The following is a 25,874-nucleotide window of genomic DNA, read 5'->3' as shown; positions in this document are numbered from 1 at the left end:
CGGGAAGAACGCGTCGGGGGACGTGCGAGAGGGTGGGTCGTGAAGCGCCGGTTGTCGATCGGGCTGGCTGTGGTTTTGGTGCTCGCCGTGGTGGGGGTCGTGGTCTGGGGGCGGTCCGGCGAAGACCGCGCGGCCGGCGGCGGAATTACCGTCGTGCGCGGGGTGATCGGGTCGGAGAAGCAGGCCTTCTTCACTGATCAGCGAGTGGTGGACGCGTTCGCCAAACAGGGGCTGAAGGTCGAGGTCGACACCGCGGGGTCGCGGCAGATCGCGACTGCCGTGGACCTCGGGAAGTACGAGTTCGCGTTCCCCTCCTCGTCGCCGGCGGCGCAGAAGATCCAGCGCGACAGGAAGGTCACGACGGTCTACACGCCGTTCCAGTCGCCGATGGCGGTCGCGACGTTCGAGCCGATCGTGCAGCTGCTGAGCGGCAACGGCGTGGTGCACAAGGGCGCGGGCGACTACCAGGTGCTCGACATCGCGAAGTACCTGCAGCTCGCGGGCACCCGCTGGGATCAGCTGCCGAACAACACGGCCTACCCGGTGCGCAAGAACGTCCTCGTGACCACTACCGACCCGCGCGAGTCCAATTCCGCGGCGATGTATCTGTCGATCGTTTCGTTCGTGGCCAACGGGAACAATGTCGTCTCCAGTCCGGACCAGGAGACGAAGGTGCTGCCACAGGTCGCGAAGTTGTTCCTGGACCAGGGGTATACGCAGAACAGCACCGAGGGGCCGTTCGAGGACTACCTGTCGGCGGGCATGGGCAAGACGCCGCTCGCGTTGATCTACGAGTCGCAGTACGTCGACCGGGTGCTGCGGAACGACGGCTCGATTCGGCCGGACATGCGGATGCTTTACACGGCGCCGACGGTGTATTCCAAGCATACCCTGGTTCCCTTCTCCGCCAACGGAAACAAGGTCGGCCAGGCGCTGTCGACGGATCCGGAGCTCGGCAAGCTCGCCGCCGCCTTCGGGTTCCGTACGACGAATCCGCAGGTGTTCCGCGAGGTCGCCGCGCGGGCCAAGGTGCCGGGCGAGCTCGTCGACGCCGTCGAGCCGCCGAGTTTCGAGACCCTGGAACGCATGCTCGACGCGATCCAGAAGCAGTACTGATGGACGAATTCACCCTCACCCCGCCGGAACCGGTGGCGGCGGTGCCCGTGGAACGCGCGGCCGGGCTCATCACGCTCGGCGACGACACCCGGGCCGGGATTTCCCAGCGGGCCGAAGAATTCGCCTCGCGGCTCGAAGCGCTCGACGTCAAATCGCCCGAGTTCACCGCGTTGCTTGACGAGATCCTCGCGGTCGGCGAGGCAGACATGCGCACGGCGGCGACCGTCGCGGGCACGATGCTGGACCGGTCGACGAAGGCACTCGACGCTGCTCGTTCGCCGCAACAGGAAGTGACGATCAGCCTGACCGAGTTGCGCCGCACGGTCGCGGAACTCGATCCGGCGAAGCTGCCCATCACTGGCCGCAAGCTGCTCGGGATCTTCCCTGCGGCGGCCAGTGCGAAGCGGGCGCTTGACCGGTATCGGGCGGCGAACGAGCCGGTGAACGCGCTGGTCCGCGAGTTGCGCGTGCGGCAGGACGTGCTGCGGCGCGACAACGCGGCGATCAAGGGCGAACGCGAGCGGCTTTGGGCGACACTGGGCAAACTGGCCGAGGCCGCCGCGTTCGCTGAGGCGGTCGACGGGGCGATCGATCGGCAGGCGGGCGTCTTCGATCTGACGGATCCCGCGCACGCCAACGCTTTGCGCGCCGACCTGCTGTATCCGATCCGCCAGCGGCACCAGGATGTGCTGACGCAGTTGGCCGTGAGCGCACAGGGGTATCTCGCGCTCGATCTGGTGCGGCGGACCAACGACGAGCTGATCCGCGGCGTCGAGCGGGCGGCGACCACGACGGTTTCCGCGCTGCGCGTCGCGATGCTGGTGAGTGCGGCGCTGGCCAACCAGCGTGACGTGCTCGACGAGGTCAACGCGTTGCAGGCGACCACCAACGGCCTGCTGCGGGCGAACGCGGAGCTGTTGCAGTCGCAGAGCGAGGAAATCCGCAAGGCTTCGAGCGACCCGGCGATCGCGGTCGACACCCTGCGCGAGTCGTTCGACCGGATCTACTCGGCGTTCGACGCGATCGACGGGTTCAAGGCCGAAGCTGTGTCGCGGATGGCGTCCACTGTGGAATCCCTGTCCGGGGAGCTGCGTCGCGCGGAGGATCGGCTGCGCCGGTCGCACGAGGGGGAGCTGTGAGAAGACTCGGCGTACTGGCGCTGGCCGCCGCACTGCTGGTGACTGGTTGTTCGTCGGCGGAACCGGCCGATCCGGGCCAGCCTGCGGCGGACACCTTGCGAGTGTTCGCGGGCAGCGAGCTGGCCGACCTGCAGCCGGTCCTCGATGAAGCCGCGAAGGCGACCGGCGTGCGGGTCAAGTTCACTTTCACCGGCACGCTGGAAGGCGCGGAGGCGCTAGCGAAGGGCAGCGTCGACGGGAAGTACGACACGGTGTGGTTCTCCTCGAACCGTTACCCGGCAGGCATTCCCGACGCGAACAAACGGCTCGGCAACCAGGCGAAGATCATGCGTTCGCCGGTGGTGCTCGGGCTCTCGGCACCGGTCGCGCAGCGGCTTGGCTGGGACAGGAAATCGCCGACCTGGGGCGACATCGCCGTGGCTGCCGGGAAGAAAGAGTTCAGCTACGGGATGACCGACCCGTCGGCGTCGAACTCCGGGTTCTCCGCGCTCGTCGGGGTCGCTTCGGCGCTCGCCGGCGCGGGCACGGCGATCGACGCGAAGCAGATCGAAGCGGTCACGCCGCAGCTCACGCAGTTCTTCAGCGCGCAGCAGATGTCGGCGGGCTCGTCGGGCTGGCTGTCCGATGCCTTCCAGAAGCGCGCGACCGGGCAGGATCCCGGGCAGAAGGTCGACGGACTGGTCAACTACGAGTCCGTCCTGCTGTCGTTGAACGCCTCGGGCAAGCTGCCGCAGCCGCTGACGCTGATCTACCCGACGGACGGCGTCGTCACCGCCGACTACCCGCTCACCCTGCTCAACGGCGCGAGCGACGCCGCGCGCACGGCGCACCAGAAGCTCTCGGACTACCTGCGCACGCCCGATGTGCAGCGCCGGATCATGACCACAACGCAGCGTCGCCCGGCTGTCCCTGGCGTCCAACTCGGGCAGCAGTTCGCTTCACACGACCTGGTGGAGCTTCCGTTCCCGGCGACCCAGCAGGCGGTCGATGCGCTGCTTTCCGCTTACTTCAGCAAGATCCGCCGCCCGTCGCGGACGTTGTACCTGCTGGACACGTCGGGGTCGATGCGGGACGGCCGGATCGAGGCGCTGCGTTCGGCGTTGTCGGGACTCACCGGCGCGGACAGTTCGCTGGTCGGCCGCTACCGGCAGTTCCGCAGCCGGGAAGAGGTCACGATGCTGCCGTTCAACACCCAGCCGGGGATGCCGACGACGTTCACCGTGCCCGAGCAGTACCCGCAGCCCGAACTGGCGAAGATCAAGGACTACGTCGGCGGCCTGACGGCCAACGGCGGCACGGCCATCTACGACACCCTGCGGCACGGGTACCAGGTGCTGGAGCCGCTCGTCGCGAAGGATCCGGACCGCTTCAACTCGATCGTGCTGATGACCGACGGCCAGAACGAGAACGGCTCGGACCTCGCCGCGTTCAAGGCGGCGTTCGGCGCGCTGCCGCCCGCGATGCGGCAGATCCCGGTGTTCACGGTCCTGTTCGGCGAGGGCAGCGGCGACGAACTCGGCCAGGTCGCCGCACTGACCGGCGGCAAGGTCTTCGATGCCAGGAACGTGCAGTTGTCCAGCGTGTTCCAGGAGATTCGCGGGTATCAATGAGACGCTGGTTCGGCTCCACCAAGAATCTCTTCGGCTGCGTTGGCGCACTGGCCGGGCTGCTGCTGTACGTGACCGGCGTGATCGGTCCGTTGTGGCTGATGTTCGTAGTCTTGGCCGTCCTTTACGCGGCGGGCGCGCTGCTCGGCCCGCCGGAGAAGGTGCGGCTGGTTGTCGACCCGTCGGTGGAGGCAGCCGAGGTCCGTTCGTCGCTGGACACTTTGGTACAGACGGCTTCTGGTCGGCTTCCAGAGTCCACTATGGACGCAGTGCGGCGGGTGGCGGAGATGTTGTCGGATCTGCTCGCGGATCCTCGACGGCTGGCGGGGAATCCGGACTTGCAGCATCGGGTGTTGTTGCTGGCGCGGACGGATTTGCCGTTGTCGGTTCAGACGTATCTCAACTTGCCGCGGTGGTTCGCCGCGCATCGGGGCGAGGCGGGGCAGGAATTGGCGACCCAGCTGGGGCTGATCGAGCGTCGCACGCATCAGCTGGCGGAGGAGTATTACGCGGCGGAGGTCAACCAGCAGAAGGACCAGACGCGCTACCTCGGCGAGGAGCCGTAGCGAGACCCGGCGGGGCCTGCCACCGGGCGAGGCGGTCGTAGAGCCGGGACAGCCGGACTTGGAAAGTCTCCAGCGCCCAGGCCAGTTGCCAACCGGCGGGGTTCCGTTCGAGCGTGGTCGCGGTGTGCTGCGCGGCGAGCAGGCAAGCGTGCTCCGTGTTGCACCAGGCCAGAGCCGCCAGCGCGTCGGGCAGCGGATGGAGCAGGACATCCGGTGCGGGCGGATCTAACGGGACCGAGTCCTGGCGCGGGTTCAGCAGCCGGTCGGCGGCGTGGGCGGTGTGCGTGTAGAAGTACAGGATTCGCCGCAGAGCCGCGTCGCGCGCGTCTTCGGCGAGGGTGTGCTGGGCGGTTTCGCTGGCGTACAGGCGGACCAGGTCATGCATCCGGTACCGGCCCGGAACGTGTTGCTGTACCAGGGAAGCGATCTCTAACTCGCGCAGGACCGTTCGCAGTTGGGCGGCGGGAAGTGCCGCCAAAGCCTCGGCGGCGGCCAGGCTGATGTCCGGGCCGGGAGCGATGCCCAGCAGGCCGAAAAGCCGCGTCGCTTGCGGGCTGAGTGCCCGTACTGACCAGGACAGCACCGCGCGCAGATTCACGCGCAGGCCACCGGCGTTCAGGCCGTCCAGCCGGGCGGAGGCGTCGCGCAGTTCCTCGGCCAGCACTGCCAGCGGGAACGTCGGGTGGTGCTGGGCGCGGGCGGCCACGATCCGTACTGCCAGCGGCAATCCGGCGCACATCGTGAGCAGATCGGCGACCGTGTCCGGTTCGGCGGCAAGCCGCTCCGGACCGAGGTGTCCGGCCAGGAGTTCCCGGGCGTCGGAGTCCGGGAGCACGTCCAGGTTGAGCAGGTGGACGCCGTACAGCGCGGCGAGGCCGACCAGATGGCGGCGGCTGGTGATCAGGACGGTGCAGGTGGGAGTGCCGGGCAGCAGCGGCGTGACCTGGTCGATGTCGCGGGCGTTGTCCAGCACGAGCAGCATCCGTTTCCCGGCCAGCAGGCTGCGGTAGAGCCCGATTTGCGCTTCCAAGTCGACGGGGATCGCGGACGGGACGACGCCGAGGGCGTCCAGGAATCCGCGCACTGCCTCGGCGGCGGCCACGGGCTGCCCGGTGGGATCGAAACCGTGCAGGTTGACGTGAAGTTGCCCGTCCGGGAACCGGCTGAGCCGCTGATGCGCCCAGTGCAGCGCCAGCCACGTTTTGCCGATCCCGCCGGTGCCGCCGATGGCCACCGTGCCAGCCAGGTCCATGTGCCGGTCCAGTTGGACGAGTTCGCCGCTGCGGCCGGCGAACAGCCGGGGCGGGCACGGCAGTTGCCGGGGGACCGACGGCCGGGTCGCGGGTTCCGGCGTGGGCGCGGCCAGCGCGGGGTCGGCGGCGAGGATCTGCTCGTGCAACTGACGGAGCGGACGGCTGGGGTCGGTGCCGAGCTCGTCGGCCAGAACGCGTTGCAGGCGATGGTAATGCTGCAGCGCCTCGGCTTGGCGGCGGCTGCGGTAGAGGGCCAGCAGGTACTGCCCGGCGAGGCGTTCGTCGAACGGGTGGCTCGCGGTGTCGGCGGCGAGTTCGGCGAGCAGTTCGGCGTGGTTGCCTTGGCGCAGCCGGATATCGGTCAGGTCGAGGCGGGCGGTTCGCTGGCGTGCGGTCAGCGCGGCGCGCAGCGAGCACAGCCACGGGATGTCGGCCGCGGCGGCGAGATCGGAGAAAGGCTTGCCTTGCCACAAGGACAGCGCCTGTTCGAGGGCGGCCGCGGCGATCTGGTCCGCACGGGAGTCGTGTTGCGGTGTGTTACGGGCCTGTTCCAGCAGCGCGTGGAAACGGTGCAGATCGATCGCGTCCGGTTCGACGGAAAGCCGGTAACCGCAGCCGTTGCGGGTGAGCGCGACCTCCGGAATCGGAGCGAGCACCTTGCGCAGCAACGGAATGTTGTGCTGCACCGCCCGGCGCGGCTGCCGGGGGAGCGCGCCTTCGGGCCAGACGCGGTCGATGAGCTCGTCCATCGCGACCGTCTGGTTGGCCTCGGTCAGCAACACCGCCGCCATGCAGCGCAACTGCTGATGGCCGAGTGCGATCGCACGGTCGTCCACCGTCACGCCAACAGGGCCGAGCAGACGGAATCGTACCGTCATCGTGATCACCCGTGAGCCGGTCGCCGGACCAGGACGTAGTGTGTCTAGCGGCCTTTGCCCGGGCCGTGCAACGGCGAGGGCGGATCTGCGGCGCTACGGGCGAGCAGTTTCGGCCAAGCGGACCGGGAACGCGTCCCGGGGCGGCCCGCCGGATGGCCGCCCCGGGACGTTTCCGGGCTAACCCAAGGATTCCCAGTTAATCGTTCGCACCGGTACGCCCGGGCAGGAAAGAACGAAACGGTAGATGTTGCCCGCGTACATCACGGGGCCGTAGACCAGGGCATTGTCCGAGCAGATGAGGTAAACCCGCATCACCCCCGCCTGGACCGCGCAGCTGAGAGCGACGTCGTGGAACGGGGCCCGGGAGTAATAGTTGCAGTTGAATACCGGCGGTACGGCGTGGTCCGCGGTGCGGGAGCCCGCTGAGCTGAGGGTTCCCGTCTCCGGTGGCGCGGCCGGGGCCGCCGTGGCGACGCTCGCGCCCGCGAACAACGCGACGATAGTCAATGCGATGGCGAGGAACGGCTTGGCGGCTCTTTCGGAAAGAGAACCGGGGCCGGTGAATCGAACCATAACGAATATTCCTTCGCGCCTGGGAGCACCTCGGGCGGTGCGCCTCGCGACCCATGCTGTCCGGTCGCGGCGTCGCGGATGCGGCATCGATGCGTCATCGCGGAAACCGCGACAAACCCTTGCGCGGCTTCAGTTATTGCTGGCGCTGACCGTTCTGATAGTTGAGTGCGTAGCGGACCGCGTCGGCGCGCGAGTGGAAACCCGCTTTAGCGAAAAGGTTGTTGATGTGGGTTTTCACGGTGGCCTCGCTGATGACCAATGCGGCCGCGATTTCCGGATTGCGCAGGCCGTCGCCGATCAGGCCGAGGATTTCCCGTTCGCGCGCGGTCAGCGCGAGCTCCGGTTCCGCGCGCGGAGCCGGTTTGGCGGCCAGCGCGAGCAGCCGCCGCTGCACCTCCGGCGAGAGCACGGTCTGGCCCTGCGCGGCGGTGCGCACGGCGTGCAGGATCGTGGTGCGGTCGGCTTCCTTGGTCAGGTAGCCGCTCGCGCCCGCCTGCAGCGCGGCCAGGATCGATTTGTCGTCGTCGAACGTCGTGAGCACGAGCACGGTGGTGTCCGGCTGGGTTTCGCGGATGCGCCCGGTCGCGCCGACCCCGTCCAGCACCGGCATGTTGAGGTCCATGAGCACGACGTCCGGATGGTGCCGCCGCGCCGCCTCGACGGCTTCGGCCCCGTTGGTCGCGGTCGCCACGACGGTGACGTCTTCGGCGAGGTCGAGCATGACCGCGAGCGCCTCGCGGACGGTCGCCTGGTCGTCGACGACAACGAGGCTGATCGGGCGGTCGGTCATCGAGGCAGCTCCAGTTCCACGGTCCAGCCGTCGCCGGCGGGGCCTGCTCGCAGGGTGCCGCCGAGCAGGGCGGCCCGTTCGCGCATCCCGACGAGCCCGACCCCGGAACCGCCGGCCAGTTCGGCACGCAGCGGCTCGGTCGCGGGCCCGTTGTGCACGATCAGCCTTACCTGATCAGCCGTGAAGGCCAGTCGCAGGCTGCGGGTCGCGCCCGGCGCGTACTTGGCCGCGTTGGTCATCGCCTCCTGCGCCGCCCGGACCATGGTGTGCGTGGTCTCCGGGCCGACCACCCCGGCCTCGCCCTCGATGGCGAACTCCGCCGACGCGTGTTCGGCGAGTTGGCACAACGTCTCAGGCAGCGGCAAGGTGTCTTCGCGCAGCGCGTGCACCGCGCGGCGGGTCTCGTTGATCGAGTCGACGGCGATGGCGCGCGCCTTGCGGACCGCGGCAGCTGCCTCGTCGTCGCGGCCGCTGTCGCGCAGTGCGTCGGCCATGTCCAATTGCAGCGCGATACCCGAGAGCGAATGACCGAGCACGTCGTGAATCTCGCGCGCGATCCGGCCTCGTTCGACGAGCGCGGCCTCGCGCGCCTCGGACTCGCGGGCGCGCTGGGCCGCGTCCGCGGCGAGCTGCGCGTTGCGAACGGCGTCAAGACGGTCGTGGTGCGAGATGCCGACGGCGACCGGCAGGCCCACGGTCAGCGTCACCCACACCGGCCACACCGGGAAGCCCGGTGACAGGTGTCCGACCGTCCAGGTCGCGGCGGCCGCGACGGCGGTGCCGGCGACCGCGATGGTCACCGCGGCCCGGCGGGACGCGAGCTTGACCCCCGAGGCGGACGCGGCGACGAACGGGAACATCGCCGCGAACGTTCCGTGCGTCAGCGGCAGGAGCAGCGCGCCGAACAGCATGTAGGCGCTCATCACCCCGATCTGCCGGTGCTCGGACAGCCGGGTCCAGGGCAGCAGCGAGACGATCCCGGAAACCGAGGCGAGCACGAACAGCGGCAAGGCCAATGGCCGGTACGCGATCTGCGCGTCCGGCCACTGAACGGCGGTGCAAGCGATGGCGGTGAGGACGAGGACGGGCTGGATCAGCTCGTCCCGGTACTGCCCGAGAAGCGACAGCGACCGCTGGTCCGGCGTGCTCATGGGACCAGGTTCCTCCTCGTCGGGGCGGCGTCGTGGGCGGACTGAGTGTTCCACTCCGCCGGACGGCCGTTGAGGTTGCGCTGGATGTTGTCCAGCAGCGGCGAGGTCTGCCCGGGAGCGCCGTCGCTGCCCTGGGTCCACATGACCTGGTGCCCGGCGCGCAGTGCGCGGTAGAGCACGACCAGCCCTTCGGCGAGGATGCCGACGCCGATGGTGAGCAGCATGCTGTTGGCGACGCCGCCGGCGTCCTGCGGGGCGAACGCGTCGAGTGCGAGGTTCACGCCGATCTTGACCACGATGTTCGCCACCCACAGCGCGACGGTGAGCGCGGTGTAGCGGACGAAGGCGGTGCCGTCGCGCCGGGAGATCCGGACGCTCATCCCGCGCAGGACGCCGAGGGCGACGCTGACCGCCGCGGTCCCGACGAGGAAGACCATCGAGGCGGGCGTCTTCACCTCGCCGGACAAAGTGCTGAGGCCGACGACGGACAGCACCGCGGGCAGGATGAGCATCTGCTTGGCCTGCGCGGGTTCGCCGATCAGCCGCCGCACCATCAGGTAGCCGATCGCCGCCACGATCAGGACGATCTCCACGGGTCCGCTCATGAGTTGTTCCTGCCTTTCGCATCCGTTCCGATGCCGAGAAAACTACGGAGGAACGGCTTCGAAGTCGTGCGGTGCGCGGGGTATCTCCGGGTGGAGAAATCCCTCCACCCGAGCCGGTGTTTCTCCACCCGGGATACCCCCTGAGCCGCAAGACGGCGGGCGGCGGCGACCGTAGCGTTTCCTGGCGAATCCCAGCACTCAAGCCGAAAACGGGGAGCCCGGCATGACCAAGTCCACCCGCACGATGATCACCACGATGTTCCTGGACGTCGGTTTGTCCGTCGTCGTCTACTACGCGGCCAACCTGCTCGGCGCGAGTGCGTACGTGTCGCTGCTGGCCGGCACGATCGTCGCCGGATTGCGGACGATCTGGGTCGCGGTCGCGCAGCGCCGGATCGACCTGTTCTCGTCGTTCCTCGTGCTGCTTTTCGGTCTGGGCCTGGGGCTGAGCTTCCTGACCGGCGACCCGCGCCTGCTGCTGGCGAAGGAATCGGTGACCACCTTCTGCGCTGGGGTGGCCCTGGTCGGCAGCTGCGTGCTCGGCCGCCCTCTCGCGTACTACGCGGCCCGCCGCCTCGCCCATTCGGCGGGCGGTGCTCGGCAGCGTGAATTCGACGCCACCGCACAGGACGCGACCCTTCGGCGGCGGTGGTACCAGATCTCATTGGTGTGGGGCGTCGGGCTGACTGCTGATTCGGTGCTGCGCATCGTGGGCGTTTACACGCTGCCGTTCGACACGGCGGCTGCTTTCTCGCAGGCGCTGATGGTCGTCGCTTTCGCGGGGCTGATCGGGTGGACTGTGGTGACGAAGCGGCGGTTCGAGCAGGCGGCTCAGGGCTGACGGTCGTAGGCGCGCATGGCGGCTGCGACGTCGTCGAGGAATGACAGGACGACGGGGACGTGCTCGGGGTCGAGGCGGTTGGTGATGGCCTCGATCTCGGTGAGCAGCGGGGTCAGCGCAGTCCGGACGTCCTCGCGGGCGTGGTCGGTGGCCTGGAGGTGGACGCGCCGCCGGTCGGCCGGGTCGGCGTGGCGGGCCAGGTGCCCGGCGGCGGCGAGGCGGTCGACCAGCACCGTCGCCGAGGCCGAGGTGATGCCGAGCCGGTTGCCCAGTTCGCCTGGTCCGATCAGCTCGGGGCTGGAGACCACCTGGTCGATGGCCTGCACGTCGGTGACCCGCAGCGACAGCCTGCGCGCCAGCGCCGCCTGCATGCCCCGGCCCGCTTGCAGCAGTCGCCGCACTGCCAGGGAGACCTGCCGCGCCGTCTGTTCGTCCGCCACGACCGAATGGTAGCTAGAAGTTCTAGGGAAGCGGTATGCTGGGCGATATGGCTAGAAAATCTAGCGAATTTGCCCAGGTCAATGCCGAGATGGTGCGGAAACTGCTCGACGCCGATCCGCAGCCGATACCCGACGGCGGCTACGGGTTGCGCGTGCTCGAAACGACCGGACGCCGCAGCGGCCGAACCCGGCAGACGCCGCTCGGAGTGCTCCGCCTCGGCGGCGACCGCTACCTCGTGTCGCCGGACGCGAACCGCGATTGGGTACGCAATCTCGCCGCGGTTCCGGCTTGTCGCGTCCGGGGTGGCGACAACAGCGAACGCGTGCGCGCGCAACCGGTGAACGGCGCCGAGGCGGTGTCGGTGATCGCGGCTTACCTGGCCGCGGTGCGGGCTCCGTGGGCGCTCGCCGCGTTCCCGGTCGGCCCCGATTCCTCGGCGGACGAGATAGCCGCGCACTTGGACTCGCTTGCGGTGTTCCGCCTCGAAGCGGGTGGCGCGTGACGGACCCCGTGGTCGTCGTAGGCGGCGGGCCGGGCGGAATGGTGCTCGCCTACCTGCTCGGCCGGGCCGGAATCCCCGTCACGCTGCTGGAAACGCACAAAGACTTCGATCGAGACTTCCGCGGCGATTCGCTGCATCCCTACACCCTCGAACTGCTCGACCAGCTTGGTCTGGCCGATCGGCTGCTCGACCTGCCGCACCACAAAGCACGCTTCTTCCGCTTCCACACCCCGGCCGGGTCTATCACCACCGCGGACTACGGCAAGCTCGCCTCGCCGTACAACTACGTCGCGCTGATGCCGCAGGCGCAATTCCTCGACTTTCTCGCCGCCGAAACCGCCGCATTGCCCAGCGCGAGCGTGCGCACGGGGGCCAAGGTCGTCGACCTGATCCGCGACGGCCGCGTCACCGGCGTCCGTTATCGCGACGACACCGGAACCCACGACCTGGCAGCCTCGCTGGTGGTCGGTGCGGACGGCCGGTTTTCCCGGATCCGCCGACTCGCGGACGCTCCGGCCCGCTCCCTCGGCGCCACCACCGACCTGCTGTGGTTCCGGCTGCCGCACCGTCCCGAGGACCCGCCGGACGCTGACGTCGACCTCTTCTTCGGGCGGCACCACTACGTCGGCCTGCTCGCCGGGACGAACGGCTGGCAAGTCGGGTACAGCCTGCCCAAGGGCGGATACGCCGAGGCCCGCGAGCGCGGGGTCGGCCCGATCCGGACGTTCCTCGCCGACCACGTGCCCTGGCTGGCCGATCGTGCCGAGCTGCTGACCGATTTCGGCCAGACGACCCTGCTGTCGGTCGACATCTCGCGGGTGGAGCGCTGGTGGCGTCCGGGCCTGCTGCTCATCGGCGACGCCGCGCACGTCATCTCGCCGGTCGGGGGCAACGGAATCCTCATGGCAGTGCAGGACGCCGTCGCCGCGGCCAATCACCTCGTGCGGGATCGGTCCGATGCTGCCCTCGCGCGGATTCAGGCCGAGCGTGAGCCCGCGATCCGGCAGGTGCAGGCACAGCAAGTCCGGCTGGAACAACGCGCCGCCCGTGCGCGGGAGCGTGGTCGTCCGGCCGCTCCGCCGTATCGGCTGCTGCGGTTGCTCACCGGCATTCCTGGTGCCCGCGCTCGCGCTGCCCGCGCCAATGCCTACGGACCCACTCCGCCCGAGTTGGACTGAGGCGGGAAAAGCTGAGGCAGGAAGCCGATCATCAGGGCGGACCAGGTCACGTGCGTCAGCAATGGTGCCTGGACGCCACCGCTTCGACGGCGTTGCAGCGTAAAGAGCGTCCCCATGGTCGCTGACGCCAGCACCAACGCTGGATTCCGCGTCGCCGTCGTCGACAGGACGTACATCGCGGTCGATGTTCGCGGGCCGAACGCGTCGTAAAGCGCGCCGCGGAAGAAAACCTCTTCAGCGGCACCGGTTACGAGGGCAGTCGTCACCACTGTCGGCGTCGAGCCGTGGTGGGCGTGGCTGAGCACGCCGGTGATTGCCCGGCGCAGCAACGGAATCCGGCGAGCGACCAGCGCGCAGCCGTAGAACGCTCCGAACGCGCCCGCGCCCGCCAGCACCGGCTGTACGACGTCCGGACGTCCCCGTGACACCGGCCCGGCCGCTCGCGCACCGGCGAACCAGGTCGCCGCGACTGAGGCGGTCAGCACGTGGAACCGTCGCGATCCCGGTTTGCTGGCCAGCGACGCGCCCAGCAGTCCGGACCCGGCCGCGGTCACCGCCTTCAGGAACGCCTTCACCTGGCCCGCCGTTGTCGCGCGCGTTCGCCGAGCGCTTGCAGCACGGCGTCGTTGTAGCTCAGCGGCTCGAACTCGACGATCCGGCGGATCGCGTCGTCGCGGACGACGACCTCGTTGCCCATCGAGTCGATCAGCGCGCGCCCGGTCGTCGCGTCGATGTCGGTGACCAGCGCGAGCCAGTAGGACGACAGCCGTGGCGAGAGCAGCGGGACCGGCACGATCACCAGCGGCCTGCCCTCGATCGTCGCGACGCGCTGGAGCATTTCCCGATAGGTCAGCACTTCGGGGCCGCCGATGTCGAACGTCCGGCCCTCGGTCTCCGGATGCTCCAGCACGCCGGTGAGGTAGCGGACGACGTCGGCGAGCGCGATCGGCTGGGTGCGGGTGCTGACCCAGCGCGGGGTGATCATGGCGGGCAGGTGTTCGACGAGCTGGCGGGTCAGCTCCCACGACGTGCCGCCGTGCCCGATGACGATCCCCGCGCGCAGCACGGTCACCGGCACGCCGGTCTCCGCCAGCAGCCGTTCGACCTCGCGCCTGCTGGCCAGGTGTTCGGACAGCGAGTCGCCGTCGTCGCCGAGACCGCCGAGGTAGACGATCCGGCGCACTCCCGCTTCCGCGGCGGCCCGGGCGAACGCGCGGGCCGCGTTGGCGTCGCGCTGCTGGAAGTCGGTGCTGTCCAGGGAATGCACCAGGTAGTAGGCGACTTCGACGTTCTTGAGCGCGTTCCGCAAGGACCCGATGTCGGCGACGTCGCCGTGGACCGGCTCGCCCGCCCCGCGATAGCTCTCCGGACGGCGGGTCATGGCGAGCACGTCGTGCCCGGCTTCTTCCAGCGCCGGGCACAAGCGGCTGCCGACGAACCCCGAGGCTCCGGCGACCAGTGCACGCATGCTTGCGACGGTAGCCGCGCGGACGCCGATTCGCAGACTCGCCGGCACCTGCTCGGGTGACCGGCTTCAGCCGGCGCCGGTCCGCCGGGCGGTTCCGGGGCGCTGCCGGTCCTCCACGAGCTTGCCCATCAGCTGCGCGAGCGCCTCGTCCAGCCGCCCGCTGAGGCGCTGGCCGAGCCGCTCGGCCAGCTCGGCGTCGACCGCCGCCGCGAGCGAACCCATCTCGGCCAGCAGGGATTTCCCTTCCTCGGTGACGGTGAGGATGTGCTTGCGCCGGTTCTCCGGGTCTCGCCGCCGTTCGATGAGGTTCCGCTGCTCCAGCTGGTCCGCCAGCCGGACGACCAGGCTGGGACTCACCCGCATGAGCCTCGCGATGTCGTCCTGGGTCCGCGCGAAACCCTGCTCGACCATGGCGAGAGTCCCGAGGTGTTTGGGGGTCAGACCGGTTTCGCGCAGGTGCTCGGCGAAGTCGTTGGCCAGGTCGGTGCCGAGCACCATGAGCCGGAACGCCGAGGTCTCGGGAAAAGAGCTGTTGGCCGCCACGCCGGTACCCTATCATCCGTGAACAGTTCAAACTGTGAACAGTTGACAGATGGAGTAGTGATGATCGTCTTGGTGGTGGCCAATGCCGTGCTCGCGGTGGTCAGCGTGGCTTTCGCGGTGGTCGCGGCAGTGCGACCGGCGGCGTTGAGCCACAGTGCGGCGCCGACGGGCGGCGAGAAGTTCTACGGCTGGATGTATGCGGTGAGAGCCGTGCCGCTGGGCGGTGCGGCTGCGGCGGTGCCGCTGATCTGGTCTGGACCAGTCTGCGCGGTGGTCCTGATCGCGGCCGCGGTCGCGCAGGCGGGCGACGTCGGCATCGGGGTGTTCCGCGGGGAACGGGGCATGATCGCGGGAAGCTCCGTGGCGGGTGCGGTGCATGTGCTCACCGCCGTCGTGGTGTGGTGAGCAAACCCTCCTGAAAGCCGCGCGTCAGCGTCGCGTCAGTGCCGATTGCGACTCTGTCGGGGTGACGTGCCTGATGTCTGTGTCCAGTTACCTGCCCGCCGCGGTGCCGATCGCGGCGTTGCAGGGCGAACTCGACCTCACCGACGCCCAGTTGCGCAGGCTGCATCGCATCTACGGGCTGTCCGAGGTCTGCCGGTCGCCGGAGTCCGAGGCCGAGATGTTGCTCGGCGCGGTCGCGAAACTCGACGGGTTCGCCGGGGTGGAGGAGCGCGTCCGGTATGTGCTGCGGCCCAAGACAGTGCCCGCGGCGTCGCCGTTTCCGCTCGATCCGCTGGCCGAGGTGCAGCAGCGGCTGGGGCTCCGGAACGCGCTGGCTTTCACCGTCACCGATCACGCGTGCGCGTCCGGCTTGCTCGCCCTCGACCTGGCCGGTGCGCTGCTCGAACAGGACGGCGACCCTGACGCGCTGGCGTTGATTCTCGCCGGGGAGAAGGCTTTCACCCCGGCCGCGCAGATCATCCCGGACGTCGCGGTGATGGGCGAGGGGACGGCCGCGGTGCTGGTCGCCCCTGGCGGGCAACGGGATCGGCTGCTCGGCTACGCGACGACGACGCTCGGCGGCCCGGGCGGCGAGGTCATCACGAACGAAGAGCAGAACAAGGTCTTCCGGCAGATCTATCCGGATGCGCTGGGCGACGTCACCCGCGCCGCGCTCGAAGCCGCCGGGTGTGCGGCAAGCGATCTCGCGCTCGTGCTTCCGCACAACGTCAACAAAGTTTCGTGGATCCGCGCGGCGGAGGCGATGGCCGTGCCGCGGAAAAAGATCTTCCTCGGCAACGTCCCGCGCACCGGGCATTGCTTCTGCGCGGACCCGTTTCTCAACTACCACACCGCGACCCGGCTCGGGCTGCTGAACCCGGGCGAGCGCTACCTGATGGTTTCGGTCGGCCTCGGCTCGACGTTTTCCGCGATGGTCTTCGAACACTAGGAGCAGGCGCTGCTGTGCGCCGTGAGGGGAACCCTGAGGGACTCAGAGTCCCTCAGGGTTCCCCCCACGGCAGGCCGCCACAACAGGAGGAGCAGAACCTGATGAGTACGGAACTCGAGATCGAGGGCGTCGGGATCACCGAGCTCGCGGACCGCTGCGGCACCCCGCTGTTCGTCTACGACGGCGGCGAGCTGGCCGGGCGGATGTCCCGGCTGCGGCGGGAACTGCACGACAGCATGGAGGTCTTCTTCTCGCTGAAGTCGAACCCGAACGTGTCGATTCTCGCTGTGCTGCACGACAACGGGGCCCGCGCCGAGGTGTCGAGCCTCGCCGAGCTGCGTACCGCGCGCCGTGCTGGGGTCGAACCGCGCGACATCATTTTCCTTGGCCCCGGCAAGAGCCAAGGCGAGCTGGAAGCCTGCCTGGACGAGGACATCGCGGCGATCGTCTGCGAATCCTTCGGTGAGCTGGCGTTGATCGACCGGCTCGCTGGAGCGCGCGGGGTGAAAGCGCGGGTGGCGTTGCGGGTCAACCCGAGCTTCGCGGTCAAGGGTTCCGGGCTGACGATGGGCGGAAAACCGCGTCAGTTCGGCATCGACGAGGAGCAGCTGTTCGCCGCCGAAGCCCTGGTTTCCCGGCACGCGAACGTGAAGATCATGGGCGTCCAGGTGTACATGGGCACGCGCATTCTCAGCGAGGAATCGGTGGTGGAGAACACCACCCGCATCTTCGCGCTGGCCGAGCAGCTGTCCGCGCGGCTGGGCTTCGGGCTGGACCTGGTCGACGTCGGCGGCGGACTGGGCGTGGCGTACTTCGACGGGGAACGCGACCTCGACCTCGATCTGCTGACCTCCCGGCTCAACCCGGTGATCGACGAGTTCGCGACGCGGCATCCCGGCACCCGGCTGGTGATGGAACTGGGCCGTTACCTCACCGCGATGAGCGGCACCTACGTCGTGCGGGTCCGTTACGTCAAAACCTCGCTGGGACAGAACTTCGCGGTCGCCGACGGCGGCACGAACCACCACATGGCCGCGGTCGGGATCGGCTCCTACGTCAAACGCGACTTCCCGATGCGGCTGCTCAACCGGATCGACGAACCGGCCACCGAAACCTGGCAGATCACCGGTCCGCTGTGCACGCCGAACGACGTGCTGGGCAAGAAGATCCCGCTGCCGCCGGTCCGTCCCGGCGACCTGATCGGAGTGGAACGCTCCGGTGCTTACGGTCCGAGCGCGTCGCCGGTGTTGTTCCTGAGCCACGGCTACCCCGCCGAGGTTTTGGTCCATGATGGACAGTCCTATGTGATCAGCGAACGGGATCAGCCGGAGGACCTGTTGCGCCGTCAGCACCTGCACCGGCTGCCGGTTCCCGCGGTGGAGGGCTGATGTTCAGTGCTGGTGCTCCCGTAGCAGCGACGCGCACTTCACCGTTCGCGGTGCTGCCGATGGGGTTGAAAACCGCACTGCACCGGCGATTCGAGTCCGGCGACGACCGGCTCGACGGGCCGATCATGACGCGGTACTTCACCGACTTGGCCGCTGGACACGACGTCGGCTACTCGCCGGACCTGGTCGCTCAAGCGCAGGGCAACACGTTCATCTCCCTGGCCCGGGAACTGCTCGACGGCCAGGTGAGCGAGCCGATCGACCTGGTCGTCGTCGCGCACGACGGCCCCGATTTCGACCCGCGCCTGTCCGCTCCGGTCAACCTGACCGCGGTGCTGCCGGGTGGTCCGATGACGTACTCGGTGTCCGGCCAAGGACCGCTTGCCGGTTTCCTCGCCCTGCGAGTGGCGGCCGGATACGTGCGGCGCAGGCCGATGCACCGCGTGCTGATCCTCATCATGGAGCAGCGAGGAATGCCGTACGCCGGAGTACGTCCGCCGGTGGACGCGGCGACTGCACTGCTGTTCGAGGCCGGAATGGGCAGCACCCGAGTCGCGGTGCTGCCCGGAATCGCCCCGGCCGACGCGCGGGCCGAGGCCGATGGGCTCGCGCCAGCAGACCGTTACGGAGCAGGTCTCACCGGCGGACCGAGCACCGAAGGACGCTCCGCCACCGCGCTGTGGGCCGAACCGCCCGCGGTGCTCGCCGATTACGACCCGGTTCGCGGGACTCTCGGAATCTGCGCCTTCGCCCGGGAAATCGAGCCGTCCGCGCCCCGGTAAACCTGACCGAGGCGGGGCCGGCCCATCCGGGGAGGTACCCACGGTGTTCGAGGTCCGTGAGGGGAACCCTGAGGGAATCAGAGTCCGTCAGGGTTCCCCTCACGGACCTGGAGACACGGGCCGAACCACCCGCGGCACCCGGGAAATCGAGCCGTCCGCGCCCCTATAATCAGGAGCGGAACAGCCGCGGCGAAGAAAAGGTGAAGCTCTGTGCGCGTGGTCATCGGCGAAGACCAGTTCCTGCTCCGCGACGGGCTGGTCCGGCTGCTCGAAGCGCACGGGATGACGATCGTCGCGGCGCTCGACAACGGGCCGGACCTGCTGAACGCGCTGGTCACGGAGAAGCCGGACGTCGGCGTGGTCGACATCCGGCTCCCGCCGTCGTTCACCGACGAGGGCCTGCGCGCGGCGATCGAGGCGCGTCGTCAGGTGCCGGGGCTGCCGGTGCTGGTGCTGTCGCAGTACGTCGAACGCTTGTACGTCAACGAATTGCTGGCCGACGGCGCGGGCGCGGTCGGCTACCAGCTCAAGGACCGGGTGCTCGACGGCGACCACTTCGTCGACGTGCTGCGCGGGGTCGCCGCGGGCAACACCATGATGGATCCCGAAGTGGTGTCGCGGCTGTTCACGCACAACACGCGCGACCGCGCGCTGGAAAGCCTCACTCCGCGCGAGAACGACGTGCTCCGGTTGATCGCCGAGGGCCGGTCGAACAGCAACATCGCCGCCGAGCTGTTCGTCACCGAGAAGGCGGTGTCCAAGCACATCAACAACATCCTGGCGAAACTGCAGCTGCCGGTGTCCGACGACAGCAACCGCCGCGTGCAGGCGGTGCTGGCTTACCTGCGCCACTGAGTCTTGTGGTCCGTGAAGGGCTTCTTGAGGGAATCTGAGTCCCTCAAGGAGCCCTTCACGGACCACTGCTCGGCTTCCGTTCCCGGGTCGGCAGCCCACGGCGACCTGCGCTCAACCGGACCGAACCAGCTGAGCTGGGGAAACAGGCGGAAGCGCGTCCACAGCACAATCTTGAGTTCCTGGCATGGAGACTCAGAGTCCCGCACGGACCGCGAACCCGCCCAGCCAGCGTGCGTCAGCCGACCGGCTCGCAGGGGATTTCGATGACCACCGAGGTCGGGCCGCCGAGCGGGCTGAGCACGGTGAGGAATCCGTCCAGCGGCGCGAGCCGCCGTTCCAGTTCCCGCAGCCCGGTGCCCTTGGCCGGGTCCGCGCCGCCCTTGCCGTAGTCGGTGACCGTGATGGACAGCCGGCCGCCGGAATGGTGCACGTCGATTTTCCCGGAATCCGCGCCGGAATGCTTCATCGCGTTGTTGAGCACCTCGGAAACGGTGAAATACGCGGCCGTCTCGACGGCGGGCGCGAACCGGCCGGGAAGGTCGACGGTGGTTTCCATCTCCAGCGTCGCTTCCATCCCGAGTTCGCGGACCGCGTCGGCGAGCCCGCGGTCGACCAGCACCGGCGGCTGGATCCCGCGCACCAGATCGCGCAGTTCCTGCAGCGCTTTCACCGAACTCGCCTTGGCCTCTTCCAGCAGGCTCTTCGCGGCTTCCGGCTGCCGTTCGGCGAGTTTCGCCGCCGCGTCGAGCGTCATGCCCATCGCGACCAGCCGGGCTTGCGCGCCGTCGTGCAGGTTGCGTTCGATCCGGCGCAGCTCCAGCGCCTGATAGCCGACGGCGTCGTCGCGCGTCGTGGTGAGGTGCTGGACGCGCTGCGCGAGGACGGTGCTTTCGGACGGGGAAAGGAACTTGGCCGCCAGCGCCGCGTGCAGCTTCAGCAGATGCGGAGCGGCCCAGAGCACGAGCGGGAAATGCAGCAGACCGAGCACGACGGCGGCCCAGGCGACCGTCGGGTTGTCCACCGGCCACGCGACGTACCAGTCGCCGAGCCACAGATCGTCCAGAACCGGATAGAGCAACGGCATCAGCAGCCCGCGCACGCCGTCGATCACGAGGGCTACCGGGGCGAGCGTGAGCAGGCAGCCGATGGTGCAGTCCACCAGCAGCCAAGCCGTGTCCCGCCAAGTGGCACGGTCGGCCAGCAACCGCGCGAACACCTGAAAGAACCGCGTGCCCTCGGGCAGCGGGAGATACGGCCGCGCCACCTGCCGTCCGGTCCAGGTGCCGTGCAGTTTCCGTTGCAGATTGGCGACCGCGCGGACGGCGTAGACCACCGGCGGAATCAGGAACACGCCGACGCCGACGCCCAGCAGCGAAGCGGCGCAGGCCAGCAGTCCGAAAAGCACCGCCTCGACCGGTGCGAGCAGGCCCAGCGCGGTGCTGTGCAGCACGGCGAGGCCGCCTCTCGCGAACCAGGGCTTCGGCTCGCCGGCATCGGTGGAGGGCATATCCCGATTATGTGCTGTTCCGGGCTTTCCCGGCAGGGGTGCTAGGACCAGTCCGGATCGAAGAGCTAGCACCATCGGAATCCGGCCCCCGCGCTCGTAGCTTTCTTCTATAGCCCGACGCGCCTGGGAGAGTGACCGATGTACCAGTCCGGACAGCCAAGCACGGATGCGGTGACGCTCCGGTCCGTCACCAAATTCTACGGAGGGAACCGGGCCCGCGTCGTCGCACTCGACGGGATTTCGGTTTCGTTCGCCCGCGGCAGTTTCACCGCGGTGATGGGACCGTCCGGTTCGGGCAAGAGCACGCTGCTGCACTGCGCGGCGGGACTCGACCAGCCGGATTCGGGCACCGTCGTGCTCGCCGACCAGGACCTCGGCCGGCTCGACGAGGCCGCGCTGACCCGGATGCGCCGCGACCACATCGGATTCATCTTCCAGCAGTTCAACCTGCTGCCGTCGCTGGACGTGGTCGACAACGTGACGCTGCCGCTGCGGCTGGCGGGCAAACGGGCCGACCCGGCGCTGGTGAACCGGATCATCGAGCAGGTCGGGCTCGGCGGGCGGCGCGGGCACCGCCCCGGTGAATTGTCCGGTGGCCAACAGCAGCGCGTGGCGATCGCCCGCGCGCTGGTCAGCCGTCCGCACGTGACCTTCGCCGACGAGCCGACCGGCGCGCTGGACACGACGTCGGCGAGCGAGATCCTGGACCTGCTGCGCACCGCGGTGCGGGCCGAGCGGCAGACCATCGTGATGGTGACGCACGATCCGGTCGCCGCCTCCTACGCCGACCGGGTGCTGTTCCTGGCCGACGGCCAGTTCGCCGGCGAGTTGCACGAACCGACCGTGGACGAGGTCGCGCGCGGGCTGACCGCGTTGAGCTCGCGTACGTCGCGGCTCGGCCGCGACGGCCGGAACACCGTCGGGACGGTGCGCTGATGCTGCGCCTTGCCCTGAGCACCCTCCGGTTCCGCAAGGCCGGATTCACCGCGACGTTCGTCGCGCTGCTCGTCGGCACCGCGATCGTGATGGCGTGCGGCGGGCTCATGCAGACCGGGATCTCGCCCCGCGTACCGCCGCAGCGGCTCGCCGAGGCGCCGGTGGTCGTCGCGGGCGACCAGCACTACGACCTGCCGCCGACGAATCCCGGCACCGAGGACGAGGACCACGAATCCGCGACGCTGCCCGAACGCGTGCGCCTGGACGCGTCGCTCGGGGCCAAGATCGCGGCCGTTCCGGGCGTCGCGAAGGTCATTCCCGACGTGTCGATCCCGGCGACCCTTCCGGCCGATCCCGACGTGAAGCTGGTGCGCGGCACCGCGTTGGGCCACGACTGGGCGACCGCCGAGCTGGCCCCGTACTCGCTGACTGACGGCCGCGCTCCGCAGCGCAGCGGCGAAGTGGTGCTCGACCAGGCGACGGCCGCTGCCACCGGGGTGGCGCCGGGCGGTTCGGTGCAGATCGCCGTGCGTGGCGGCGTCCGGTCCTTCCAAGTCGCCGGAATCGCCGTCGCGAGCGGGAAAATGGCGTCCGACGCGGTGTTCTTCTCCCACGAAGACGCTCTCGCGCTGACGCCCGCGACCGGGCAGGTCGACGCGTTCGGCGTGCTTCCCGCCGCTGGCACGGATCCGGCCGCGCTGAGCACCCAGATCGCGAACGCGGTCCGGGATCAGCACGCGGTCGCGCTCACCGGTGTCGCGCGCGGGACGGCCGAGTTCGCGCAGGCGAGCGACGGCGGGGAAATCCTCGTGATCCTGGCCGCGGTGTTCGGTGGCCTGGCCGTGCAGGTCGCGTTGTTCGTGGTCGCCAGCACGCTCGGGTTGTCGGTGCAGCAACGCCGTCGCGAGGTCGCGCTGCTGCGTGCGGTCGGCGCGACGCCTAAGCAGGTCAGCCGCATGATCACCGCGGAGTCGATGGTGATCGGCGTGCTCGCGACCGTGCTTGCCGCGTTCCCCGGTGAGCTGCTGGGGAACTGGCTGTTCGACCGGCTGTCCGGGTTCGGCGTCTTCGAACCGGTGCTGGCGTATCACCAGGACTGGATTCCGACCGCCGCGGGCGTTCTGGTCGGCCTGCTGTCAGCGTGGGGCGCGGGGTTCGTTGCGGCGCGGTACGCCGGGCGGACGCGTCCGGTGGAGGCGATGCAGGAACTCGTCTCGCCGAAGCGCTGGCTGACGTCCTTCCGGCTCTGGTGGGGCATCGGCAGCCTGATCGGCGGTGTGGCACTGGCGTATCTGACGATCACGGTGATGGACGGACCGCTCGCGGCCAGCACAGCCGGGCCTGCGGTCACGCTGGTGGCGGCGGCGGTCGCGCTCTTCGCACCGGGGATCACCCGGTTGATGGTCGCGGTGCTGCGGGTTCCGGTGCGCGCGGTGAGCGGGCTGTCCGGCTACCTCGCGATGGCCAACGCCCGGGTGCGCTGGCTGCCGATGTCCGGTGCCGTCGTGCCAGTCATGCTCGCCACGACGCTGGCCGTGTTCATGCTCTATTTCCAGACCACGCAGGTGGAATCGGCGAAGCAGAAGTACGCGTCGAACCTCTCGGCGGACGCAGTGGTCACCTCGTCGACCGGCGACGTCGGCACCGGGCTGCTCGACAAGGTCCGGTCGCTGCCCGGCGTCGGCACCGCTTCGGCGTACGTGACCAGCAAGGGCTACAACGAGAAGCCGTCGGACTCTGGCCAGGACGAGGACGGGCTCGCGCTGACCGGGGTCACCGGCGACGCGGTCGCGAAGACGCGGGCCGCGGAACTCGCTTCCGGTTCGCTCAACGACCTGCGGGGCAACACCATCGCGCTTCCGGTCGACAACGCGAATCGGCTGCACGTCAAGGTCGGCGACGAGATCGGGTTGCGGCTCGGCGACGGTGCGCAGGTGCGGTTGCGGGTAGTGGCGACACTGCGGTCCGCGCCGTCTTTCGCGACGGCGTTGATGCCCGCGGGCACGCTGGCGCCGCACACCACGGACGGGATCGCGTCGCAGGTGCTTGTCACCGCGGCGGCGGGAACGAGCGTCTCGCAGCTGATGAGCACGCTCGACGGGCTGGCGCAGGCCTCGCCGGGGGTACAGGTCGCGAACCGGGACACGCTGACCGCCAAGTTCGTGCAGGAACAGGAAGCGAACGCGTGGGTGAACTACCTCGTGGTCGGCATGATCCTGCTCTACGCGGCGATCTCGGTGGTGAACACGCTCGTGCTCTCGACCGCGCACCGGCGGCGCGAGTTCGGCCTGCAGCGCCTCGCCGGGTCGAGCCGGGGCCAGGTGCTCGGCGTGATGGCCGTGGAGGGGATGGTCGTCGCGATCATCGGCGTGGTCCTCGGCACCGCCGTCTCGCTCGCGATGCTGGTTCCGTTCAGCCAGGCGGTGTCCGACAGCTGGCTGCCTTACGGTCCATTGTGGATTTATGCGGTGGTGGTCCTGCTCGCGGTCGTGGTAAGCATGGTCGCCACGCTCTTCCCGACCTGGCTCGCGGTGCGCGGCAAGACCTCGATCGCCATGCTCTCTCCTGAATAGGTGACCCCTGGGCGACCGCCTGCCGCTGACTGCCCCCAGCTGTCAGCGCGCGGTCAGCCCGGGGTCACCGCCCCGCCGTAGCGTCAGCGGCATGAGTCCGAACGAGGCGGGAAGCTCCTCCTGGGACGCGATCGTGATCGGGTCCGGGATCGGCGGCCTCGTCTGCGCCGGGTACCTCGCCGCCTTCGGCCGCCGGGTGCTGGTGCTCGAACAGCACGACGTGGCGGGCGGCAACTGCCACATGTTCCGGCGGCGGCGCTCCTACGAGTTCGACATCGGCGTGCACTACCTCGGCGACTGCGGGCCCGGCGGGCTGCTCCCGTCGCTGCTGGCCGGGCTCGGCGTCGACGACCGGGTGCGGTTCCGCCGGCTCGACCCGGACGGCTTCGACCGGATCGTGCTGCCGGGCCTGCGCTTCGACGTCCCGGAAGGCTGGTCCAAGTACGGGGACCGGCTGCTGGAGACCTTTCCAGCGGAGGCAGCTGGGCTTCAGGAGTACCTCGCGATCTGCGGCGAGATCGCCGCGGCGGCCCGGTATTCCGCGAGCGCTCGGCCGGTGCTCGGCAATTCGGCCGCGGTGGTGCGCTGGAGCCGACGCAGCCTGAGCCGCCTTTTTGACCATTGTGGACTGTCGGCGGCCGTGCGTACGGTGCTGGCAGCGCAGTCCGGAAACTATGCGTCGTCGCCAGCGAATACCGTTGTCGCGGCGCACATCCGCATGCTCGACGACTACCTGACCGGGGGCGCGTACTACCCCGAGGGCGGCGGTCAGATGCTGGCCGCCGCGCTGGTGGAGCAGCTCGAAACGCACGGCGGCCAGCTGCGCACCAAAGCGCGCGCCGCCCGGATTCTCATCGAGCACGGGCGCGCGGCCGGTGTCGAGCTGGCCGACGGAGACGTGCTGCGCGCGCCACTGGTGGTGTCGAACGCGGACTATCGGCGCACAGTGCTGGAGTTGTGCGGTGGCCGGGAAAACCTCCCCGAAGGCATCGTCCGGCGCACTGAAGACGCGGTCATGCGGCTGCCGTTGGTGACCAGTTACGCGGTGGTGGACACCGAGTTGGTCGAAGCGTCCGAAGCCAACATCTGGTACTGGCCGAGCGGTGACGTCGAAAGTGCTTATGCCCGAACGGAATCGGGCCAGTTCGACGAGCTGCCTTTTGTGTTCATCTCGTCCGCCTCGCACAAGGACCCCGGCAACACTGCCGTCTGCCCGCCCGGCTACACGAACCTACAGATCATGACCGCGTGCCCGCCCGGCTACGAGCAGTGGGGTGTAGCCGACGGACCGGCGTCCGGGCTCCGCTACCGGCGCGTCGCCGAATACCGCGCGGCCAAAGAGAAACTCGCGGGCTGCCTGCTCGACCGCGCCGAAGAGGTGCTCGGCCCGTTCCGGGACCGCATCGTCTACCTCGAGTCGGCCACCCCGCTCACGCAAGAGCGCTACACCCTCGCCACCGGCGGAGCCGCGTACGGACTGCAGTCCTGGGGCCCGCACGGACGGCGGCCGGACGTGCGCACCGACGTCGAAGGACTGTTCGTCGCCGGACAGGACATCCATGGCGGGGGAGTCGTCGGCGCCGCGGTCGGCGGTGCGCAGTGCGCCGAGGCGATCCTCGACCGGCCGGTGCTGGCCGAAGCGTACGACGGCGCGGTCTTCGCCGACCGCGCCCTGCTGCCCGAACGCGGCCACGACTGGGATCCGCTTCGGATTTCCCGCGGCCAAGCCCGCCGCGACGCCCGCGGATTCGCTCCGACGGCGCGCTGAACCCCGTAAAAGAAGGAGAAG

The 25,874-nt window shown here is 69.3% G+C and carries 25 protein-coding genes; 15 read left to right on the top strand and 10 right to left on the bottom strand.

Annotation, left to right across the window (positions count from 1 at the left end):
• Positions 1-39: 39 nt before the first annotated feature.
• Genes ABZX37_RS19535 through ABZX37_RS19520 form a run of 4 tightly spaced genes read left to right on the top strand, consistent with a single transcriptional unit; the run spans position 40 to position 4,428 of the window.
• Complete coding sequence (locus tag ABZX37_RS19535) at positions 40-1,116, top strand: hypothetical protein (RefSeq protein WP_354741306.1); 1,077 nt, start codon at positions 40-42, stop codon at positions 1,114-1,116.
• On the top strand, positions 1,116-2,255 hold the full coding sequence (locus tag ABZX37_RS19530; protein ID WP_354741304.1) for a toxic anion resistance protein: 1,140 nt from the start codon (positions 1,116-1,118) through the stop codon (positions 2,253-2,255). The genes ABZX37_RS19535 and ABZX37_RS19530 overlap by 1 nt, the downstream gene beginning before the upstream one ends.
• Positions 2,252-3,865, top strand: a complete 1,614-nt coding sequence (locus ABZX37_RS19525; RefSeq protein WP_354741302.1) for an extracellular solute-binding protein — start codon at positions 2,252-2,254, stop codon at positions 3,863-3,865. The genes ABZX37_RS19530 and ABZX37_RS19525 overlap by 4 nt, the downstream gene beginning before the upstream one ends.
• On the top strand, positions 3,862-4,428 hold the full coding sequence (locus tag ABZX37_RS19520; RefSeq protein ID WP_354741300.1) for a hypothetical protein: 567 nt from the start codon (positions 3,862-3,864) through the stop codon (positions 4,426-4,428). The genes ABZX37_RS19525 and ABZX37_RS19520 overlap by 4 nt, the downstream gene beginning before the upstream one ends.
• Here ABZX37_RS19520 and ABZX37_RS19515 read toward each other — a convergent pair.
• The 5 genes from ABZX37_RS19515 to ABZX37_RS19495 all read right to left on the bottom strand — a co-directional run bounded on the left by ABZX37_RS19515 (position 4,382) and on the right by ABZX37_RS19495 (position 9,678).
• Positions 4,382-6,559 carry a BTAD domain-containing putative transcriptional regulator gene (locus ABZX37_RS19515; RefSeq protein ID WP_354741298.1) on the bottom strand — a complete coding sequence of 726 codons (2,178 nt, stop codon included), beginning with the start codon at positions 6,557-6,559 and terminating at the stop codon, positions 4,382-4,384. The two genes, ABZX37_RS19520 and ABZX37_RS19515, sit on opposite strands and share 47 nt — an antisense overlap.
• A gap of 177 nt (positions 6,560-6,736) precedes the next feature.
• The gene (locus ABZX37_RS19510) at positions 6,737-7,132 is read right to left on the bottom strand and encodes a hypothetical protein (protein WP_354741297.1); all 396 of its coding nucleotides are present in this window, start codon (positions 7,130-7,132) and stop codon (positions 6,737-6,739) included.
• Positions 7,133-7,265: 133 nt separating this feature from the next.
• Positions 7,266-7,922 carry a response regulator transcription factor gene (locus tag ABZX37_RS19505; protein ID WP_354741295.1) on the bottom strand — a complete coding sequence of 219 codons (657 nt, stop codon included), beginning with the start codon at positions 7,920-7,922 and terminating at the stop codon, positions 7,266-7,268.
• Positions 7,919-9,073, bottom strand: a complete 1,155-nt coding sequence (locus ABZX37_RS19500) for a histidine kinase (protein WP_354741293.1) — start codon at positions 9,071-9,073, stop codon at positions 7,919-7,921. Before ABZX37_RS19500 ends, ABZX37_RS19505 begins: the two co-directional genes overlap by 4 nt.
• A complete protein-coding gene (locus ABZX37_RS19495; RefSeq protein WP_354741291.1) occupies positions 9,070-9,678 on the bottom strand; it encodes a DUF1453 domain-containing protein in 609 nt (202 codons plus the stop codon). Before ABZX37_RS19495 ends, ABZX37_RS19500 begins: the two co-directional genes overlap by 4 nt.
• Before the next feature lie 223 nt (positions 9,679-9,901).
• Between ABZX37_RS19495 and ABZX37_RS19490 the strand changes: the two genes are divergently transcribed.
• The gene (locus ABZX37_RS19490; protein WP_354741289.1) at positions 9,902-10,519 is read left to right on the top strand and encodes a VC0807 family protein; all 618 of its coding nucleotides are present in this window, start codon (positions 9,902-9,904) and stop codon (positions 10,517-10,519) included.
• On the opposite strand, the gene ABZX37_RS19485 is transcribed toward ABZX37_RS19490, so the two are convergent.
• Positions 10,510-10,959: a MarR family transcriptional regulator gene (locus tag ABZX37_RS19485; protein ID WP_354741287.1), complete on the bottom strand. Its 450-nt coding sequence runs from the start codon at positions 10,957-10,959 to the stop codon at positions 10,510-10,512. The two genes, ABZX37_RS19490 and ABZX37_RS19485, sit on opposite strands and share 10 nt — an antisense overlap.
• A 47-nt stretch (positions 10,960-11,006) precedes the next feature.
• Between ABZX37_RS19485 and ABZX37_RS19480 the strand changes: the two genes are divergently transcribed.
• Together ABZX37_RS19480 and ABZX37_RS19475 are read left to right on the top strand one after the other, a co-directional pair.
• A complete protein-coding gene (locus ABZX37_RS19480; protein ID WP_354741285.1) occupies positions 11,007-11,462 on the top strand; it encodes a nitroreductase family deazaflavin-dependent oxidoreductase in 456 nt (151 codons plus the stop codon).
• Positions 11,459-12,640, top strand: coding sequence for an FAD-dependent oxidoreductase (locus ABZX37_RS19475; RefSeq protein ID WP_354741283.1), 1,182 nt, complete (start codon positions 11,459-11,461; stop codon positions 12,638-12,640). Before ABZX37_RS19480 ends, ABZX37_RS19475 begins: the two co-directional genes overlap by 4 nt.
• On the opposite strand, the gene ABZX37_RS19470 is transcribed toward ABZX37_RS19475, so the two are convergent.
• The 3 genes from ABZX37_RS19470 to ABZX37_RS19460 all read right to left on the bottom strand — a co-directional run bounded on the left by ABZX37_RS19470 (position 12,610) and on the right by ABZX37_RS19460 (position 14,651).
• Complete coding sequence (locus tag ABZX37_RS19470) at positions 12,610-13,215, bottom strand: CPBP family intramembrane glutamic endopeptidase (protein WP_354741282.1); 606 nt, start codon at positions 13,213-13,215, stop codon at positions 12,610-12,612. The genes ABZX37_RS19475 and ABZX37_RS19470 overlap by 31 nt on opposite strands.
• Positions 13,212-14,108, bottom strand: coding sequence for an NAD(P)H-binding protein (locus tag ABZX37_RS19465; protein WP_354741280.1), 897 nt, complete (start codon positions 14,106-14,108; stop codon positions 13,212-13,214). Before ABZX37_RS19465 ends, ABZX37_RS19470 begins: the two co-directional genes overlap by 4 nt.
• Positions 14,109-14,174: 66 nt before the next feature.
• Positions 14,175-14,651 (bottom strand): MarR family transcriptional regulator, encoded by a 477-nt coding sequence (locus tag ABZX37_RS19460; RefSeq protein WP_354741278.1) that lies wholly within the window; start codon positions 14,649-14,651, stop codon positions 14,175-14,177.
• A 60-nt stretch (positions 14,652-14,711) separates the two neighbouring features.
• Here ABZX37_RS19460 and ABZX37_RS19455 point away from each other — a divergent pair, with 60 nt between their 5' ends.
• The 5 genes from ABZX37_RS19455 to ABZX37_RS19435 all read left to right on the top strand — a co-directional run bounded on the left by ABZX37_RS19455 (position 14,712) and on the right by ABZX37_RS19435 (position 19,069).
• A complete protein-coding gene (locus ABZX37_RS19455; RefSeq protein WP_354741276.1) occupies positions 14,712-15,056 on the top strand; it encodes a hypothetical protein in 345 nt (114 codons plus the stop codon).
• A gap of 73 nt (positions 15,057-15,129) precedes the next feature.
• Complete coding sequence (locus ABZX37_RS19450) at positions 15,130-16,044, top strand: 3-oxoacyl-[acyl-carrier-protein] synthase III C-terminal domain-containing protein (protein ID WP_354741274.1); 915 nt, start codon at positions 15,130-15,132, stop codon at positions 16,042-16,044.
• A gap of 101 nt (positions 16,045-16,145) precedes the next feature.
• Positions 16,146-17,432: a type III PLP-dependent enzyme gene (locus ABZX37_RS19445; RefSeq protein WP_354741272.1), complete on the top strand. Its 1,287-nt coding sequence runs from the start codon at positions 16,146-16,148 to the stop codon at positions 17,430-17,432.
• A gap of 59 nt (positions 17,433-17,491) precedes the next feature.
• Positions 17,492-18,214 (top strand): hypothetical protein, encoded by a 723-nt coding sequence (locus ABZX37_RS19440; RefSeq protein WP_354741270.1) that lies wholly within the window; start codon positions 17,492-17,494, stop codon positions 18,212-18,214.
• A 210-nt stretch (positions 18,215-18,424) separates the two neighbouring features.
• On the top strand, positions 18,425-19,069 hold the full coding sequence (locus ABZX37_RS19435; RefSeq protein WP_354741268.1) for a response regulator transcription factor: 645 nt from the start codon (positions 18,425-18,427) through the stop codon (positions 19,067-19,069).
• Positions 19,070-19,304: 235 nt separating this feature from the next.
• Here the strand turns inward: ABZX37_RS19435 and ABZX37_RS19430 are convergent, their stop codons facing one another.
• Positions 19,305-20,576 (bottom strand): sensor domain-containing protein, encoded by a 1,272-nt coding sequence (locus ABZX37_RS19430; RefSeq protein WP_354741266.1) that lies wholly within the window; start codon positions 20,574-20,576, stop codon positions 19,305-19,307.
• Positions 20,577-20,714: 138 nt separating this feature from the next.
• On the opposite strand from ABZX37_RS19430, the gene ABZX37_RS19425 reads away from it, so the two are divergent.
• The 3 genes from ABZX37_RS19425 to ABZX37_RS19415 all read left to right on the top strand — a co-directional run bounded on the left by ABZX37_RS19425 (position 20,715) and on the right by ABZX37_RS19415 (position 25,853).
• Positions 20,715-21,512: an ABC transporter ATP-binding protein gene (locus ABZX37_RS19425; protein ID WP_354741264.1), complete on the top strand. Its 798-nt coding sequence runs from the start codon at positions 20,715-20,717 to the stop codon at positions 21,510-21,512.
• Positions 21,512-24,085 carry an FtsX-like permease family protein gene (locus ABZX37_RS19420; protein WP_354741262.1) on the top strand — a complete coding sequence of 858 codons (2,574 nt, stop codon included), beginning with the start codon at positions 21,512-21,514 and terminating at the stop codon, positions 24,083-24,085. The genes ABZX37_RS19425 and ABZX37_RS19420 overlap by 1 nt, the downstream gene beginning before the upstream one ends.
• A 91-nt stretch (positions 24,086-24,176) precedes the next feature.
• Positions 24,177-25,853 carry an NAD(P)/FAD-dependent oxidoreductase gene (locus tag ABZX37_RS19415; RefSeq protein WP_354741260.1) on the top strand — a complete coding sequence of 559 codons (1,677 nt, stop codon included), beginning with the start codon at positions 24,177-24,179 and terminating at the stop codon, positions 25,851-25,853.
• Positions 25,854-25,874: the final 21 nt, after the last annotated feature.

The organism is Amycolatopsis sp. NPDC004079, from assembly GCF_040610415.1.
Taxonomy (GTDB): Bacteria; Actinomycetota; Actinomycetes; order Mycobacteriales; family Pseudonocardiaceae; genus Amycolatopsis; species Amycolatopsis halotolerans.
Note: the sequence above shows the minus strand (reverse complement) of the source record. Positions and strands in the feature narration are given on the sequence as shown.

Excerpts from the sequence above, each read along its gene's own strand:
- ABZX37_RS19530 (WP_354741304.1), top strand. The coding sequence starts at position 1,116 with ATGGACGAATTCACCCTCACCCCGCCGGAACCGGTGGCGGCGGTGCCC.
- ABZX37_RS19520 (WP_354741300.1), top strand. The coding sequence starts at position 3,862 with ATGAGACGCTGGTTCGGCTCCACCAAGAATCTCTTCGGCTGCGTTGGC.
- ABZX37_RS19515 (WP_354741298.1), bottom strand. The coding sequence starts at position 6,559 with ATGACGGTACGATTCCGTCTGCTCGGCCCTGTTGGCGTGACGGTGGAC.
- ABZX37_RS19510 (WP_354741297.1), bottom strand. The coding sequence starts at position 7,132 with ATGGTTCGATTCACCGGCCCCGGTTCTCTTTCCGAAAGAGCCGCCAAG.
- ABZX37_RS19505 (WP_354741295.1), bottom strand. The coding sequence starts at position 7,922 with ATGACCGACCGCCCGATCAGCCTCGTTGTCGTCGACGACCAGGCGACC.
- ABZX37_RS19500 (WP_354741293.1), bottom strand. The coding sequence starts at position 9,073 with ATGAGCACGCCGGACCAGCGGTCGCTGTCGCTTCTCGGGCAGTACCGG.
- ABZX37_RS19495 (WP_354741291.1), bottom strand. The coding sequence starts at position 9,678 with ATGAGCGGACCCGTGGAGATCGTCCTGATCGTGGCGGCGATCGGCTAC.
- ABZX37_RS19490 (WP_354741289.1), top strand. The coding sequence starts at position 9,902 with ATGACCAAGTCCACCCGCACGATGATCACCACGATGTTCCTGGACGTC.
- ABZX37_RS19480 (WP_354741285.1), top strand. The coding sequence starts at position 11,007 with ATGGCTAGAAAATCTAGCGAATTTGCCCAGGTCAATGCCGAGATGGTG.
- ABZX37_RS19465 (WP_354741280.1), bottom strand. The coding sequence starts at position 14,108 with ATGCGTGCACTGGTCGCCGGAGCCTCGGGGTTCGTCGGCAGCCGCTTG.
- ABZX37_RS19455 (WP_354741276.1), top strand. The coding sequence starts at position 14,712 with ATGATCGTCTTGGTGGTGGCCAATGCCGTGCTCGCGGTGGTCAGCGTG.
- ABZX37_RS19450 (WP_354741274.1), top strand. The coding sequence starts at position 15,130 with ATGTCTGTGTCCAGTTACCTGCCCGCCGCGGTGCCGATCGCGGCGTTG.
- ABZX37_RS19445 (WP_354741272.1), top strand. The coding sequence starts at position 16,146 with ATGAGTACGGAACTCGAGATCGAGGGCGTCGGGATCACCGAGCTCGCG.
- ABZX37_RS19440 (WP_354741270.1), top strand. The coding sequence starts at position 17,492 with ATGGGGTTGAAAACCGCACTGCACCGGCGATTCGAGTCCGGCGACGAC.
- ABZX37_RS19430 (WP_354741266.1), bottom strand. The coding sequence starts at position 20,576 with ATGCCCTCCACCGATGCCGGCGAGCCGAAGCCCTGGTTCGCGAGAGGC.
- ABZX37_RS19425 (WP_354741264.1), top strand. The coding sequence starts at position 20,715 with ATGTACCAGTCCGGACAGCCAAGCACGGATGCGGTGACGCTCCGGTCC.
- ABZX37_RS19420 (WP_354741262.1), top strand. The coding sequence starts at position 21,512 with ATGCTGCGCCTTGCCCTGAGCACCCTCCGGTTCCGCAAGGCCGGATTC.
- ABZX37_RS19415 (WP_354741260.1), top strand. The coding sequence starts at position 24,177 with ATGAGTCCGAACGAGGCGGGAAGCTCCTCCTGGGACGCGATCGTGATC.